The sequence below is a fragment of the Neobacillus drentensis genome (assembly GCF_036962765.1).
Lineage (GTDB): Bacteria > Bacillota > Bacilli > Bacillales > Cytobacillaceae > Neobacillus > Neobacillus drentensis_C.
Window position 1 is genome coordinate 13481 of sequence record NZ_JBALOS010000133.1, and the last position, 16522, is coordinate 30002.

A 16522-nucleotide genomic window follows, 5' to 3' on the forward strand; every position below is an offset into this window, starting at 1 on the left:
TTGCTTGGCAAGGAAGTTGAAGGAATTGATTACCATCAGATGGTATATGTAAAGATATAGGATTTTATTAAAAGATAAAAATATGTATATTTTTGGTAAGGGATAGGCTATGTCTCTTTTTCTCTACCAGGGGAATAAATATTATGTCAAATTTTCTGTAATACTATTATAATACTTAATATTAAGTGGAGAAATTTCGATAAATATTTTTGAAAAGGCTTTCTTGGGTAAGATTAGACTCCTGGGGGGAAAAGGATGAAGAAAAAAATATGGTCTTTATTTATATGTACCGCACTATTTTCGAGTCTAGTTACAGGTTGTTCAGGCAGTGAAAGCAAGACCTTCTCAGACACGAAAAAAGACAAAAAAGTCACATTAAAATTCTATTCCTATGGGACCGAGGCAAACTACAACTGGAAGAAAACAATAAATGCCTTTGAGAAAAAGTATCCAAACATCAACATTGATTTAGTCGTTCTCAGTGAAAAGGGGGACACGCAGGAGGCTACCAAAAAACTGGACCTTGCTGCTGCATCGGGAGAACAAATGGATGTTCTTATGTTTAGTGAATCTGCTAGTTATGCCCAGCATGTAAGCATGGGAATGGCTGCACCTCTTGATGAATTTATTAAAGAAGAAGGTTACAAAGTTTCGGAGGAATATAAAGTCGACACTCAGATAAACGGTAAATATTATGCGCTTCCAGGGAAATTTAATCCATGGTACGTCCTCTTAAATAAAAACCATATGGATGAAGCAGGGCTTAAGGTACCAAAGGATTGGACCTGGGACGAATTCATGGAATATGCAAAAGCACTCACAAGAGATGGCCATTACGGAACATACTTCCATGGACCGCAGGCTGGGAGTTGGATGGAGTATATGAGGCTTGCACTTGCAAGTAATTCTGAAAATTCTGAATTTATAACAGAGAATGGAAAGTCAAATCTGGACAATCCCCTCTTTAAGCGGTCATTGGAAATTAGATTGAAAATGGAAAAGGATGATCAATCTGCTGTTCCATATGCCGATGTCATCTCACAAAAGCTTCATTACCGAGACGAGTTTTTTAATCAGGATGCAAGTTCCATCCTTATAGGAAGCTGGATGAATACAGAGCTTGGAGGTACAGACCTGTACCCATTAAATTTTAATGTTGCTGTTGCTCCTTTCCCAAAAAACGAAAAAACGGATCAGGGCGGTTATGCCCCAGTAACAACAGACTATATGGCGATTGCTGCCAATTCAGAGCATAAAAAAGAAGCCTATACATTTATTCGATGGTATACAACCGAAGGACAAATCGTTCAGGGCAAAAATATCCCATCATGGAAAAAGGTTAGTAATAGTGACTTAAAAAAAATTATCGATCAAATTCTTAGCGGTACCAAAAATCCCGAAAAGGTTGATAAAGAATCTCTTATTAATGTATTAACGAATGCAAAGTCATCAAGGTTTGTTTCACCAGTACCTTATCAGGGTGAAATGTATAAGGTAATCAGCGAAGAATATGAAAAGTTAATCTTTGGTGAACAGAATATTGAAAAGACTATCGAGGCTTCTCAAGCAAGGATACAAGAAATTATCGAAAACAATCATTAATAAGTGGATTGGCAGAGTGGGTAATCCGTTACCCCATTTTTCGATTAAAAGGACTGAGATTATGGGGAAAAAGATTCATACTATACTGTCGCCTCGTTCATTTCGTTTTAAAGTCATTTTCATATCCATTATTTGTCTGCTCATCCCCGCCACTATGACGTTATTTATCTATAACTATTTAACGAAGGATACGATAAGGGAACAGGCGTTGTCAAATGCAAATAGAGAGCTGACCATTGCTAATGAATATGTTCAGAAGCTCTTCGAAGATATGATGTATATTACAAACTTTATTCAGGTTGACGCTGAAATGAATACACTATTAAAAAGAAAAACAAGAAATAACTTGGAACAAACTCAAGATAAGAAGTACCAACAGTTTATGGATGATAGCAAAATCAACAAAACAATTGAAAATATTACCTTACAAGGTGGAAAATCCTACGTCACCATCCTGTTGAAAAATGGGAAGTCGTATACTAACTATTCTCAGTGGGAATATGACCCATCAGATTTATTTCATCAGGATTGGTTTAAGCAATTGAGTCAGACAAAGGGATACGAATCAGTCTGGATTGGAAGCCAGCCGACCATGTTTAAATCAGAGAAAAAAATGAATCCCTATCAAATATCAGTTGCCCGAACATTAAGGGATGAGAATTTAAAAATTTACGGCTTTGTCATCGTGACGATAATGGAAAATAAAATCAGTGAAATATTTGAAAATATGAACGGTCATGAAGAAATGGCACTCCTGGATTCTTCAAATCATATACTTTCAAACAGAGATAATACTAGAATTGGTAAACTGTTCAAATACAGTGATCAACTGAAAGAAAATAATTACTCAAATATTTTTCGAATCTCTCAGAAGAACTATTTAATTGCAGAGCATAAAATCTCTTTCACAGGCTGGAAACTAGTCTCGGTTATCCCCTACAAACAAGCTACAAATAAAGTGAATTCCATTTTTAATAAAGTTATTATCGTCCAGGTGCTATTTTTTGCTATTTTTCTAGTCCTTATGACGTATTTGTTGCGAACGATTACCAAGCCTATTTCCCGTCTGGGGAATGTCGCAGACATCGTCCAGCAAGGAGATTTAAGCATCCGTTCCCGAATCCGAAGCAAGGACGAGATAGGTAGATTGTCTGAATCCTTTGATTTAATGCTAGATCGCATTAATGAAAAGATTCGAGAAATTACTGCAACGGAGAAAAGGAAACGAAAAGCAGAATTAGATATGCTTCAAGCTCAAATTAATCCCCACTTTCTATTTAATGTTCTTAATTCCATCCGGATGAAGGTATTAGTAAAAGGAGATAAAGAAAGTGCGAATATGATCAGCTCGTTGTCAAAATTATTACGTATGACCATTTCAAAAGATAAGGAAACGATTACTTTTATTGAAGAAGTTCAAATTGTCTTGGACTTTATTAATATTATGAATATGCGGCAAAAAGAAAAGGTAAATGTTGAATTATCCATACATGAAGATACCAATTCAATCATGATTCCGAGATTTATCCTACAGCCAATTATTGAAAATAGTATTATCCATGGTCTTAATCAAAGTGCTGGAACCATTAAAGTAAATACAGAATGGAAAGAAAATGAGGTGACCATCGTTGTGGAAGATGATGGTCAGGGAATGAATGAAGATGTTTTAGAACATCTGAAAAGAAAGCTCATTCTATCAAATGACACTGACTCCTCGATCATCAAAAATAAAAAAGGTTTCTCATCCTTGGGATTATCAAATGTGTATGAACGAATGTATATGACTTTCGGTCAAGATTTTAAAATGGAGATAAAAAGTCAAATTGGCAAGGGTACTCAAGTTATTCTATCCATTCCTAAAGGAGGCATCCAGTCTAATGTACAAAGTAATGCTTGTTGACGATGATTATCCAGTATTAGAATTGTTATCTCAAACAATAGAATGGGAGCATCTAGGTATAAAGCTTCAAGGAACCTACGAAAATGGAGCAAGTGCATTTGAAGCTGCACTGTGTGAGATGCCTGATCTATTAATTACGGATATCGGAATGCCCAAAATGAATGGAATTGAACTAACGAAACGTCTAAAAGATTTAAATCCAGATTTACAGGTTGTTATCTTATCATGCCATTCTGAATTCGAGTTTGCAAAACAAGCATTAAAGCTTCAGGTGCAGGATTATATCGTTAAGGACATGTTTGATCCTGAGGATTTATGTGGTGTGATTAAAAAAGTAAAAGAAAACATCGATCATCAAAAAAAGAAATCGTTAAAACAACTTCAGCTGCAGCACATGCTCGACAAAAATAGAGAGAATGTAAAAGAAAGATTTATCAGGCAAACGATCAATCAACCGCATCTCACTGAAAAAGAATGGCTTATAGATGCTAATGCACTAGGTCTACAGTTAGATAAAAGGGGATACACTGCTACACTAGCATTCGTCCATGATTTCCATTTAGCTAAAGAGCAGTACCTATCGGAAGATAACGTAACTTTTGCCATTAACAATGTAATGGAAGATCTTATTAAAGAATCTAAATTGGATGCAGTCCACTTTTCTTTAACAGCAAATGAATTTATTATCTTTTTTCCCAGTCCCCAATCTTTAAAGACTGGTTCCTTTGAGGATTCATATGAAACTATGAAAAAAATTCAAAAGGCTTTTAAAAATTATTTAGGTATTCATTTATCCTTTTTAATAGGGGGTGACTGTGCAACGCTTGCAGATATAAGGCAGGAGATGTCTATACTGCTTAGTGCAAAACATCAAAGTTTTTACATGCAGCCAGGAACCATCTTAAAGAGAGAGTTGGTTCAGGCCGCAACTGAGGATCTGTTTTCCAAATACGACGAAGCTTCATCAGACTTCAGAGAACTGTTGTTAACGAAAGATGAAAATATGATTATTCCTATCGTTTCCAAATGGATCAATCACATCGAGGAAAAGAACTACCCTCCAGAGTTGGTAAAGGAATGGTTATTGAAACTATTAATAGATTTAAAGGTTAAATTGCAAGCTCTGCAGTTATTCCGTCAAGATCATGCGATTGAATGTCTGCATCAAGAGATTCTTATGAGTAAATTTTTATGTGAATTAAGAGTTTTACTAATTGATTATTTTAAATCATTTTTATACTTCTCAAATGAAGTGTACAATCAGACAAAGCGCAGGGAAATATTGGATGCGATTAGCTATGTCTCAATGAATCTAGAAAAGAGGGTCAGCCTGGAAGAAGTTGCTGGTCATCTCTTTTTAAACCATAGTTACTTTAGCCGCTTGTTTAAGAAGGAAATGGGCGAAACATTTGTTGAATACGTTACAAAAATGAAAATTACAAGGGCAAAAGAATTGCTCGAACAAACGGCCGACTCGGTAGGGAAAATATGTGAGCGTCTCGGCTATGATAATCAAAGCTATTTTATTAAACTATTTAAAAACCATGTTGGATTCACTCCTATTGAGTATCGAGGTGGGAAAGTCTCAGCGGGGTAAAAGGGTCATTTTTTCAAATCGTCCAGTTGATCGCTGGACTTTTTTTAAGTTGAAAAAAATAAGTCAAAATTGTTTAAACATTTATCAAAATAGTGTTACTAATGAAATCTGCAGCTATTCTATAATTTAACTAAAATAGTGAATAAGAAGGGTGAAGAATATGATGGAGCAACTGCCCTGGGTAGAAGAGGCATGGCAGCAAGTTACGAAAAAAATCAACAGAACCAGCAAAAGAGTAGGGGCGAATTTTCCTCACGCAAGTGAAAATAGGAAGTATATTCTTGAGGAACCGCACTGGTGGACAGCTGGTTTTTGGCCTGGTTTGCTGTGGCTGGTGTATCGGGATACAAAAGATACTGCAATAAAGCAACTGGCAGAAGAATGTGAGCGAAAGCTGGACTCAGTCCAACATAATTATTACCGTCTCGATCATGATATGGGTTTTATGTGGACTTTAACGAGTGTAGCGCGGTATAAGCTCTTAGGCGAGGAGGATTCTAAGCGACGTGCATTACTGGCTGCTAATCTCCTAATGGGGCGTTTCAATGCAAATGGGAATTTCATTCGAGCGTGGAATCCGTGGCATGAGGGAGAAGACAATAGCGGTATTGCGATTATTGATTGTATGATGAATTTGCCACTTCTTTATTGGGCCGCCGAAGAAACAGGGGATCCAAGGTTCAAAGGTGTTGCCAAAAGGCATGCCGATATGGTCTTGAATAATTTCATCCGGAATGATGGCAGTGTCCATCATATCGTCCGTTTTGACCCTGAAAGTGGGCAGAAGATTGAAGCATTGGGAGGACAAGGATTCGGCCCAGATTCAGCATGGTCAAGAGGAACAGCCTGGGCGATCTATGGTCTGACATTAAGCTATCATTATACAGGAGAAACAAAATACTTGGAAACAGCCAAAAGGGTGGCACATTTCTTTATCTCCCATCTTCCGGAGGATTCCGTTCCAGATTGGGATTTCCGTCTTCCTCCTGAAATCGATTCTCCAAAGGATTCTTCTGCAGGTGCGATTGCAGCATGCGGTCTCCTATTATTAGCAGATAAAGTGACAGCCATGGAATCGCCTGTTTATCAAAAAGCAGGGGAGAAGATCCTCGAATCATTATACAAAAATTATGGAGATTGGAACGGCTTGGAAGAGGGATTAATCCTGCATGGTACAAGTCATTTTCCTGAAGGGAAATATACAGATAACCCACTGATATATGGGGATTACTATTTTGTTGAAGGTCTTGCGAGACTAAAAGGGTACAAGGAACTATTCTGGTAGAATAATCAATGCACTATTTTCATTCTGATTTGGTTGTGCAGAAATGAATCGTATGTAGGTGGAATTACATCAGGGATCTATCCATTTTTTGGGTAGGGCCCTTTTTGTATTCCGAGGTTGTGCAACTAATTGGTACAATTTTTATGAAAGGATAGTCAATATTGGTATAGTATAATAAAAGTATTGAAATTTCTAATTGTACAGATCATCTTCTGGAGGGATCGCGTTGACAGTCAGGGAACTATGCCGAACACTTATTGTAGACGATGAAATGTTAATCAGACAAGGGATTAAACATTATATCAATTGGGAGCATGAAGGGTTTATGATTGTGGGCGAGGCTTCGAACGGCCAAGAAGCCCTTGAGTTAATCGAAGCGACTAAACCACACATCATCATTACAGATATCGTGATGCCGATCATGGACGGGGATGAATTAACGAGAATCGTGAAGGAAAGATATCCTCAAACTGAAATAATTATTTTAAGTAGTTTTGGAGAATTTGATTATGTACGTTCCACCTTCCAAAGTGGTGTTGTTGATTATATTTTAAAGCCGAAGCTCAACGCGGATGGTCTCTTAAAGGCGCTGAAAACGGCAGCAAGCCGAATTCCTGCCTATCAGAAAATGGATCATAGAGTAACTGGGAATCTCCCAATCGGACAGATTATCGATAAACTCATTTCAGGATATGAAGTAGATTATGATCCAGACGTAGTTGCTCAGGCGTTTCCGTTTAGCCATTATTGTTTAATTGGGGTGGATTTAAGGAACCGTCAAACTAGAAATAGCGCCGAATTTCAAACGAGTATAAAAGAGAAAATGGCAGAGGCATTTCAGAACAGACTAGGCCAAGCCGTTCACGAGCCCTTAAACGTTGATGAGAATATCATCGGATACTTAATTAATATGAAGAATCTTCCGGAGGTTATTGAATTGGCAGGCCAACTTTCACAGTCTATTCCGGGAGTTAGTCTTGCTTTGACGGAGGAGTTTGCAGACCTCTCGCTACTTGGGAACATTTACAAAGATGGCCTTATAAAATTATTAGACTATCGCTTTTATTTTCCCGAACAATCATTCTTTATGAAACAGGATCTCCCTGATCTGCCACCCAAACCTGAAAACTTTAATTTGGATTGGTTTACAGAAGAATTAAAGCGCAAACATTTTGATTCAGCTTTTCTATATTTACAAGACCATGTTACAGCGTTGTCCACATGGTATACGATGGATGTCTTTGAATATAAAGCTTTTTTTGGCAACATTATTTTTAATATAACGATTCTTCTAAGTAATATGAAATATGATGTAACAGATTTGGAAAATGCTAAGTATTCATACTTTAGGTCGATTGATGAAGCGCCTTCAGCCAAGGCTACAGTTGAACTAATGAATCGCTTTATTGAAGAAGTGAAAAGATGCATATTTTCGGTGCAAGACGAGCCTGAAGATGTAAATATGAAAAATCTGATGGAATATATTGGAGAACGTTATGCCGAGCCTCTTACGCTTACTGGGGTGGCAAAGCATTTTCATTTTAATCCTTCCTACCTTTCAAGCTATTTTTCAACACATAATAAGGAAGGATTTATCGAATATCTAAATAGAGTCCGAATTGAAGAAGCGACGAAGCTACTTTTGCAAGGAACGGAATCTATTTCCGAAATTAGTGGAATGGTAGGTTATTCAGACCACAGTTATTTCTGTAAAGTTTTTAAGAAAATAAAGGGATTGTCTCCAAGCCAATACAAAAGAAAGCAAAGACTAAGATAAGAGATGGTGAATTATGAGATTTATTCCCGAACGTTTTAAACATAACGGATTGTTTATCGTTATGTTTTTCATTACGGTTATGATGATTATCACAGTTTCGATTACTATTACTTGGACAACGATTCGGATGTCCGAGCAATTTTTTATTAAAAAGTTTAGTATTACGAATTCTAGAGTAATGAGTCAGGTAAAGGAAAGCTTCGAGTCCTTTAACTATTCTGTCGTCCTTGCATCAAACAATCTCCTTCAAAGCAGTACGATAAAAAAAATTCTTACGAAGGAACAGTACAGCAATAAAGAGAAATTTAGTGCTTATTATAATACGGGCCAACAGATGAAGAGGATCGAAACCAATTTAGATGCATATGAGGAAAGCATTCTAATCATGGGCAGAAACGGATTCAGCTTTGCGACGGACCGTACCTACTGGCCAATAACGGATGAAGAGTTAAGGACAAGTACCCTTACTAGTAATACGTTTAAGGCACCCAAGAAACTGGTATACCAATTGGACAAGCGAAATGATGGAACGAATAAATGGTTCATTGTCGCCTCAAAAGTGCTAATGGAACGGATCAATGGGACTGTTTATGGATCTATGTTTTTTGCGTTTGATGAAAATGAAATTAGAAAGTTCTTCACAAGCTATACAGGCACTGGTAATAATGTGTTTGTCGTAGACAAGCAGGGGGTCATTGTTTCTAGCAATCAGTCCAAGCTCATTGGGCAAAAACCAAAGGGCCTGCTTAGCTACGCAGGGAAAATTGAAAAGAGTCCAGACCACTATATAATTGATAACTTTATGGGGAAGGATCAGATTATCTCGATGGAATATCTTCCATCTTTTGACATGTACTTATTTAATATAATCGACAAGCAAAAGGCGGTCGGAGACCTAATTGATAAGAAAGATATTGTGCTCATCTCCATGGGGATCGTCTTTGTGGCGCTAATCATTGTCTTGCTCGCGACGAGGAGATTGACAAATTCGTTATCAAGTCTGGTTAAGCAGATAGAGGATGCGTCCAAACATGAATTCCACCAATATGTTTCTGCAACTGGCACATATGAAACGATGAAAATTGGCAATGCCTTTAACTCCATGCTCGATGAGTTACATCTGTATGTTAAACAGCTGGTAGAGTCACAAAAGCAAAAGCGCAATGCGGAATTGTCTGCTTTGCAGCAGCAAATCAATCCACATTTTCTGTATAACACACTGACCTCGATAAAATTCATGGTGATGCAAGGTGGAAAAGAAGAAACGGAAGCAACGATTAGTGCGTTGATCTCCTTGCTTCAGAATACAATTGGCAATGTCAATGAGACGAATACTATTGCCCAAGAAGTTGATAATTTAAAAAACTACGTTCTCATTAATCAGAAACGGTACGGTAATCGGATTAACGTTAACTATTTTATTGCGCCAGATTGTTTGGAATATCACGTACCAAAGCTAATACTACAGCCTTTTATGGAAAATTCATTCTTTCATGGCTTCAATCTGAAGACTGGTGGGTATATAAATGTGCTTGTCTGGCAGGAGGAGGATACGTTAATTTGTGAAGTGGTTGATAATGGAGATGGAATGGAAGTCTCTTCTGAAAATAATCTCCCTAATACAAAGCGGAAGCAACAGATGTTTTCTGGGATTGGTGTGCGTAATGTTCATGAGCGTATCCAGCTTATTTACGGGGAACAATATGGGGTGACGATATCCAGCGAGTTAGGCGAAGGGACAAAGGTACGGATTACAATGCCAATTACGACTATATAAAAATAGTCATAAAATCTAAAAATAATCCAAATAAATAAAATGGAAGCGTGTTCATGTTATAAAAATATTACCAACCATTAAAAATATCGTCCTAACGTTTACGTTCAAACAGGTGATAACATTATATATGTAAGTTAGATAACGCTTACAAAAATAGAATGTTGGGGGAATATCAATGAAAAAAGTACTAGCACTCTTTTTAGTTAGTATATTGATGCTAACTGCCTGTTCTTCGGGAACTAAAGATAAAGATGCTTCCGACAGTGGCAAAGATACAAAAGAAGTAACAGTATGGGCATGGGACCCAAATTTCAACATTAAAGCAATGAATCTAGCAAAAGAAGCTTATAAATCAGAAAACGCAGATGTAAACATTAAAGTAATTGAACATGCTCAAGATGACATTATTCAAAAGCTAAATACGAGCTTAAGTTCTGGAACTACAAAAGGACTTCCGAATATTGTTTTAATTGAAGATTATCGTGCGCAAAGCTTCCTTAAAGCGTATCCAGATATGTTCCATGAGCTAACTGGTTCTTTTAAAGCCGATGATTTTGCACAGTATAAAATTGCTCCTACCAGCTTGGATGGCAAAAACTACGGTTTACCATTTGATACAGGTGTAACGGGACTATACGTTAGAACTGACTATTTGGAAAAAGCGGGATACAAAGTTGAAGATTTACAAGCAATGGACTGGAACAAGTACATTGAAGTAGGTAAAAAGGTAAAAGAAGCAACTGGTAAAGCAATGCTTACACAGGATCCAAAAGATCTAGGTCTTATTCGTATGATGATTCAAACTAGCGGTTCATGGTACTTAAAGAATGACGGGGTTACACCTGACTTAGCAGGCAACGCTTCTTTAAAGGAAGCATTCCAAACATATAAAGCAATTTTAGATGCAGATTTAGTAAAACCTGTCTCTGACTGGGGTCAATTCGTAGCAGGCTTTAACAGCGGCGATGTTGCAACTGTTCCTACTGGTAACTGGATTACCCCATCTATTAAGGCTGAGGCATCACAAGCAGGTAAATGGGCAGTTGTTCCAATGCCGAAACAAGCTGGAATTTCTGGTTCTGTAAACGCTTCTAACTTAGGAGGAAGCTCTTGGTACGTGCTTAACGTTCCAGGTAAAGAAAAGGCTGCTGATTTCTTAGCAAAAACTTTTGGTTCTAATGCTGATTTTTATCAGACCTTGAATAAGGAAATGGGAGCTATTGGTACTTACAAACCAGCTGCTGAAGGGGAAGCCTACAAGGCTGCCGATGATTTCTTCGGAGGTCAAAAAGTCGTTGCTGACTTTGCTGCTTGGACAGAGAAAATCCCTCAAGTAAACTATGGTATGCACACATATGCAATTGAGGACATTTTAGCAGTGGGAATGCAAGATTACCTTAAAGGTAAAGATCTAGATAAAGTATTAGAAGATGCTCAAAAACAAGCGGAAGAACAAATTAAATAATACATCTAGTAGCAAGTAACACATCTTTGTAAAGAGATTTTGCCTTAGGAATTCGCCGGCTTCTACCATTCAGTAATTGGAGCTATCTGATGTGTCAGGCGATTTCCTGAGGCTCTTTTCTTTTTTTGAAATTACAACGTAAGGAGTTGACTAAAATTGATAACAGTGAAAGATAACCACACTCAAACCCTTCCAAAAGCAAACTCAGGTCGGAAGATTCGGTTGAAAAATAATGTCATCGGCTGGTCCTTTGTGATTATCGCTGCCGTAATGATCTTTTTGTTTTACTTCTACCCAATGGTTCAGGCTCTTATTTTGTCTTTTCAATCTGGTGTAGGTGCTAATTTAACATTTACAGGTATCGATAATTATACTCGTTTATTTAAGGACCCAACGTTCCTTACAACGGTAAAAAATACAGTCATCTATCTGATTATTCAAGTACCAGTTATGATTTTACTTGCTTTATTTCTTTCCGTTTTACTAAATAATAAAACGTTGAAGTTCAAGGGCTTTTTTCGAACAGCGATCTTCTTACCATGTGTAACCTCACTTGTTGCCTATTCCGTCATTTTCAAATATTTGTTTGGTCAAGATGGCATAATTAATATCATGTTAATGAAAGTTTCACTAATTTCGGAACCCATCCAATGGCTCACGGATCCCTTTTGGGCCAAAATTGCCATTATTGTGGCTATCACTTGGCGTTGGACTGGCTATAACATGATATTCTATTTATCCGCTCTTCAAAACGTTGATGAATCGATCTATGAAGCGGCAAGAATAGATGGTGCTTCGGCAGTTCAACAATTTTTCAAAATAACCATCCCAATGTTGAAGCCAATTATCCTATTTACATCCATCACTTCAACAATCGGTACGCTTCAGTTATTTGACGAGGTCATGAATATTACCAAGGGTGGACCGGGTAATGCGACCATGACGATTTCTCAGTACATCTACAACTTATCGTTCAAGTATACTCCTGACTTTGGATATGCAGCTACGGTCTCTTATGCGATTGTAATTATGATCGTCATCTTCTCCATTATTCAGTTTAAAGTGGCAGGTGATAAAAATGAATAAGCTAAAAAACACATTCAGTTATACGGTCCTAATCATCGCAGCGATTGTCTCTATGTTTCCATTTCTATGGATGATTGTAAGTTCGACAAATAAGTCTGTCGATGTAACGCAAGGAAGGATGCTGCCTGGCAGTCATTTTATGCAAAACCTTCACAATCTCCTGGACACAGTTGATCTTGTACCTGCATTAATAAATTCAACAAAAATCTCAGTTCTAACAACCATCCTTGCCATGCTGATTGCCTCCTTGGCTGGATATGGATTTGAAATTTATAAAAGTAAATCGAAGGATTTTGTATTTAATATTTTGCTAGTTTCAATGATGATTCCTTTTGCTGCTTTGATGGTACCGCTCTTTAGAATGTTTGCCACCATTTCACAAAACTTACCGATGATTGGTATTGATACAATTGCAGCTGTCATCTTACCGACGGTTACTACCGCCTACCTTATCTTTTTCTTTAGACAAAGCACCAAGATGTTTCCGAAGGAAATTCTTGAAGCGGGAAGAATTGATGGTCTATCAGAATTGGGATGTTTCTTCAGGATCTATGTTCCTACAATGAAGACGACTTACGCTGCAGCAGCGATCATTACCTTCATGGCTAGTTGGAACAGTTATTTATGGCCGTTAGTAGTGTTGCAGTCGCCGGAAAATCAAACAATTCCGTTGTTAATCTCTAACCTTGGTTCAAGCTACTCACCTGATTTTGGAATGATTATGACAGCGATTGTGATTGCAACTCTGCCTGCAGCCCTAATCTTCTTCATTATGCAAAAGCATTTCGTCGCTGGCATGATGGGATCTGTTAAATAGTAGGAAGGTGAAATAAATAAAATTTACCATTTTGGAAAAATGCAATTAGAAAGAGTGATCATGATGACAACAATTCCAAAAATAGATTGGCTTACCGATGTGAATGTGTTTGCCGTAAATCGACTACAAGCGCATTCAGATCACCAATATTACGAAACACTGGAACAGGCAAAAACGGCAGGTCCAATGGCAATGCGCCATAATTTAAACGGAAACTGGAAATTTAACTACAGCGTCAATCCCGATAATCGTCCGGAGTATTTTTACCGCGGGGATTTTAATTGTTCTGGCTGGGGGGACATCACTGTACCAGGACACATCCAGCTTCAGGGCTACGGAAAACCACAATATGTGAATACCATGTACCCATGGGACGGCCTTAACGAGATCCGTCCTCCAGAAATTCCACTCGATCATAATCCGGTGGGCAGCTATGTGAAGATGTTTACTGTTCCTCAAAATATGGAAAATAAGCCTGTGTATATTTCATTTCAAGGGGTAGAATCAGCCTTTTATGTGTGGGTTAACGGGGAGTTTGTCGGCTACAGTGAGGATTCTTTCACTCCAGCAGAGTTTGAACTCACCCCTTTTCTTACGAAGGGTGAAAATAAACTGGCAGTAGAGGTCTACCAGCGAAGCACAGGAAGTTGGCTGGAGGATCAAGATTTCTGGCGTTTTTCAGGTGTTTTTCGCGATGTTTATCTCTATACTGTACCGGAAATTCACGTCTATGACGCCGATATCCGTGCAGAGTTGGATTCTTCTTTTACGAAAGGGACGCTTCGAGCAGACCTAAAACTTCTATCTGACGTGGCTTTACCATCAAAAATAGTGGCTGAATTGTATGATACCGAGGGTCAGATAGTGGTAACGCAAAATGGTGATTTCATTGATGGGAAATGGACGGTTTCGATGGCGGTTGATCAACCGGAACTATGGAGCGCAGAAAATCCTTATTTGTATAAGTTATATATACAAGTATATAACGAGTTAGGTAAGTTGGTTGAGGTCATTCCGCAAAAGGTTGGCTTCAGAAGATTTGAAATGGCTGATAAAATCATGTGCCTGAATGGTAAACGGATTGTATTTAAGGGTGTCAATCGCCATGAATTTAATTGCCGGACGGGTCGGGCGATTACGAAGGAAGACATGCTCTGGGACATTAAAACGCTGAAACAAAATAACATCAATGCTGTCCGGACGTCTCATTATCCAAATCAAAGTTATTGGTACGAATTATGTGACGAGTATGGTGTCTATGTTATTGATGAGATGAACTTGGAAACGCACGGATCATGGCAGAAGATGGGGGCAGTCGAGCCATCCTGGAACATCCCCGGGAATAAGCCTGAATGGGAGAACATTGTCATGGACAGGGCGGTATCCATGTACGAACGAGATAAGAATCACCCGTCCATCCTCATTTGGTCGTGTGGCAATGAATCGTATGCGGGTGAGGTCATTCTAAACGTTTCTAAGTATTTTAAGAGAGTGGACCCGAGCCGACTGGTACATTATGAAGGTGTTTTCCATGCACGTGAGTACAATGATACTAGTGACATGGAAAGCCGCATGTATGCGAAGCCAGCTGACATTGAGAATTATTTGAACGATAACCCGTCAAAGCCATACATTAGCTGCGAATATATGCATGCGATGGGAAATTCACTTGGCGGAATGTACAAATATACTGATTTAGAGCAGAAATATCCAATGTATCAAGGTGGCTTTATTTGGGATTATATTGATCAATCCATTATCAAAAAGGACCGTTATGGAAAAGAATTTTTGGCATACGGCGGCGATTTTGATGACCGGCCTTCCGATTACGGCTTCTGTACGAATGGCATTGTGTACGCCAATCGAGAAGTATCGCCAAAGATGCAGGAAGTAAAGTATTTGTATCAAAACCTAAAGCTGGTACCGGACCGTTCCGGGGTAACCATTCAGAATGAAAGTCTTTTCGCCGATACGTCCGATTATGATTTGGAATACATTCTCTACCTTGAAGGGAAGGAACTGTATCGGGATCAGCTCGAAGTAAATGTGGCACCTCAGAGTGAAGGGCGCGTTGAATTTATCTTGCCAGCTGAAAACACGAGTACATCTGGCGAATATTGTATTCAAACCACTTTTAAGCTGAAGGAAAGTAATCTCTGGGCGGACGCAGGCTATGAGATCGCGTTTGGACAATTTGTGTTTCAGGTGGAGTCATCTGAGGAACCGGTTCAGGTAAACGGAGAATTACGGGTTGTGACTGGGGATGTCAATATTGGCGTCCACGGCCGCGACTTTACAATCATCTTCTCAAAGCAGGCCGGCAGCCTTGTTTCACTAAACTATGCGGGGAAAGAGATGATTGCCCTGCCACCGGCACCGTTATTCTGGCGGGCTACAACAGATAATGATCGCGGTTATTCGCAAGGTTTTCATTCGGGTCTTTGGTACGCAGCTAGTCTTACACGCAAATGCGTGGGGATAGAGGTCGAAGAAGCCAAAGGTCAGGTATCTGTCATGTTTACTTATAAACTAGCTATTAGTGAAGAAGTAGTGGTAAAAGTAGGTTATACGGTTCTTCCTGATGGCAGTGTTCGAGTGAAATCGGTTTATCATGGAGCAGAAAATCTTCCGCAACTGCCGATTTTCGCGGTCTCCTTTAAGGTACCTGCCGATTATGATCAATTAGAATGGTATGCGATGGGGCCAGAAGAAAATTACTCGGATCGTGCAATGGGTGCAAGACTGGGTATCTTTAAAAACCAAGTGTCTGATAATGTGTCCGGATATGTGATGCCACAAGAGTCGGGCAACCGAACAGGAGTACGTCGAGTTAGTGTGACGAATAAGCAAGGACAGGGAATAAAAATATCAACAGTTGCTGAACCACTAGAGTGCAATTTTTCCCCATATACTGCTTTTGAACTTGAGAATGCTCAACATCATTTTGAGCTTCCGAATGTCCATTACACGGTTGTGACGGTCGCAGGTAAGCAGATTGGCGTTGGCGGAGACGACAGCTGGGGTGCTCCAGTGCATGAAGAACATCTTATTCATGCTAATCAAGACATGGAATTTGAGTTTGTGATCAATAGAATTTAATTATGAAATGGATCAAATAAAGAAAAGAGCCTGATATTGCCAGGCTCTTTCCTTATAAGTAAGCTTTGTAAAAATTTTATTGCCAAGTTGATTGTAGCGGAAGGCACGAAGACTCCT

At 38.7% G+C, this 16522-nt stretch carries 10 protein-coding genes; all 10 read left to right on the forward strand.

Going from position 1 to position 16522, the window contains the following annotated elements; translation table 11 throughout:
• Positions 1–255 precede the first annotated feature (255 nt).
• Positions 256–1602 (forward strand): ABC transporter substrate-binding protein, encoded by a 1347-nt coding sequence (locus V7137_RS16955; RefSeq protein WP_335699176.1) that lies wholly within the window; start codon positions 256–258, stop codon positions 1600–1602.
• Positions 1541–3502 (forward strand): sensor histidine kinase, encoded by a 1962-nt coding sequence (locus V7137_RS16960; protein WP_335699177.1) that lies wholly within the window; start codon positions 1541–1543, stop codon positions 3500–3502. Before V7137_RS16955 ends, V7137_RS16960 begins: the two co-directional genes overlap by 62 nt.
• Entirely contained in the window at positions 3480–5099 is a 1620-nt protein-coding gene (locus tag V7137_RS16965) for a response regulator (RefSeq protein WP_335699178.1), read from the forward strand. The genes V7137_RS16960 and V7137_RS16965 overlap by 23 nt, the downstream gene beginning before the upstream one ends.
• Before the next feature lie 160 nt (positions 5100–5259).
• Complete coding sequence (locus V7137_RS16970; protein ID WP_335699179.1) at positions 5260–6384, forward strand: glycoside hydrolase family 88 protein; 1125 nt, start codon at positions 5260–5262, stop codon at positions 6382–6384.
• 226 nt (positions 6385–6610) lie between these two features.
• Positions 6611–8161, forward strand: a complete 1551-nt coding sequence (locus V7137_RS16975) for a response regulator transcription factor (RefSeq protein ID WP_335699180.1) — start codon at positions 6611–6613, stop codon at positions 8159–8161.
• A 13-nt stretch (positions 8162–8174) separates the two neighbouring features.
• Positions 8175–9938, forward strand: a complete 1764-nt coding sequence (locus V7137_RS16980; RefSeq protein WP_335699181.1) for a sensor histidine kinase — start codon at positions 8175–8177, stop codon at positions 9936–9938.
• 175 nt (positions 9939–10113) lie between these two features.
• Complete coding sequence (locus V7137_RS16985; RefSeq protein WP_335699182.1) at positions 10114–11403, forward strand: ABC transporter substrate-binding protein; 1290 nt, start codon at positions 10114–10116, stop codon at positions 11401–11403.
• Positions 11404–11619: 216 nt separating this feature from the next.
• Complete coding sequence (locus V7137_RS16990) at positions 11620–12489, forward strand: carbohydrate ABC transporter permease (RefSeq protein ID WP_335699198.1); 870 nt, start codon at positions 11620–11622, stop codon at positions 12487–12489.
• Positions 12482–13306: a carbohydrate ABC transporter permease gene (locus V7137_RS16995; RefSeq protein ID WP_335699183.1), complete on the forward strand. Its 825-nt coding sequence runs from the start codon at positions 12482–12484 to the stop codon at positions 13304–13306. The genes V7137_RS16990 and V7137_RS16995 overlap by 8 nt, the downstream gene beginning before the upstream one ends.
• A 63-nt stretch (positions 13307–13369) precedes the next feature.
• Positions 13370–16405, forward strand: a complete 3036-nt coding sequence (locus V7137_RS17000; RefSeq protein ID WP_335699184.1) for a glycoside hydrolase family 2 TIM barrel-domain containing protein — start codon at positions 13370–13372, stop codon at positions 16403–16405.
• Positions 16406–16522 lie beyond the last annotated feature (117 nt).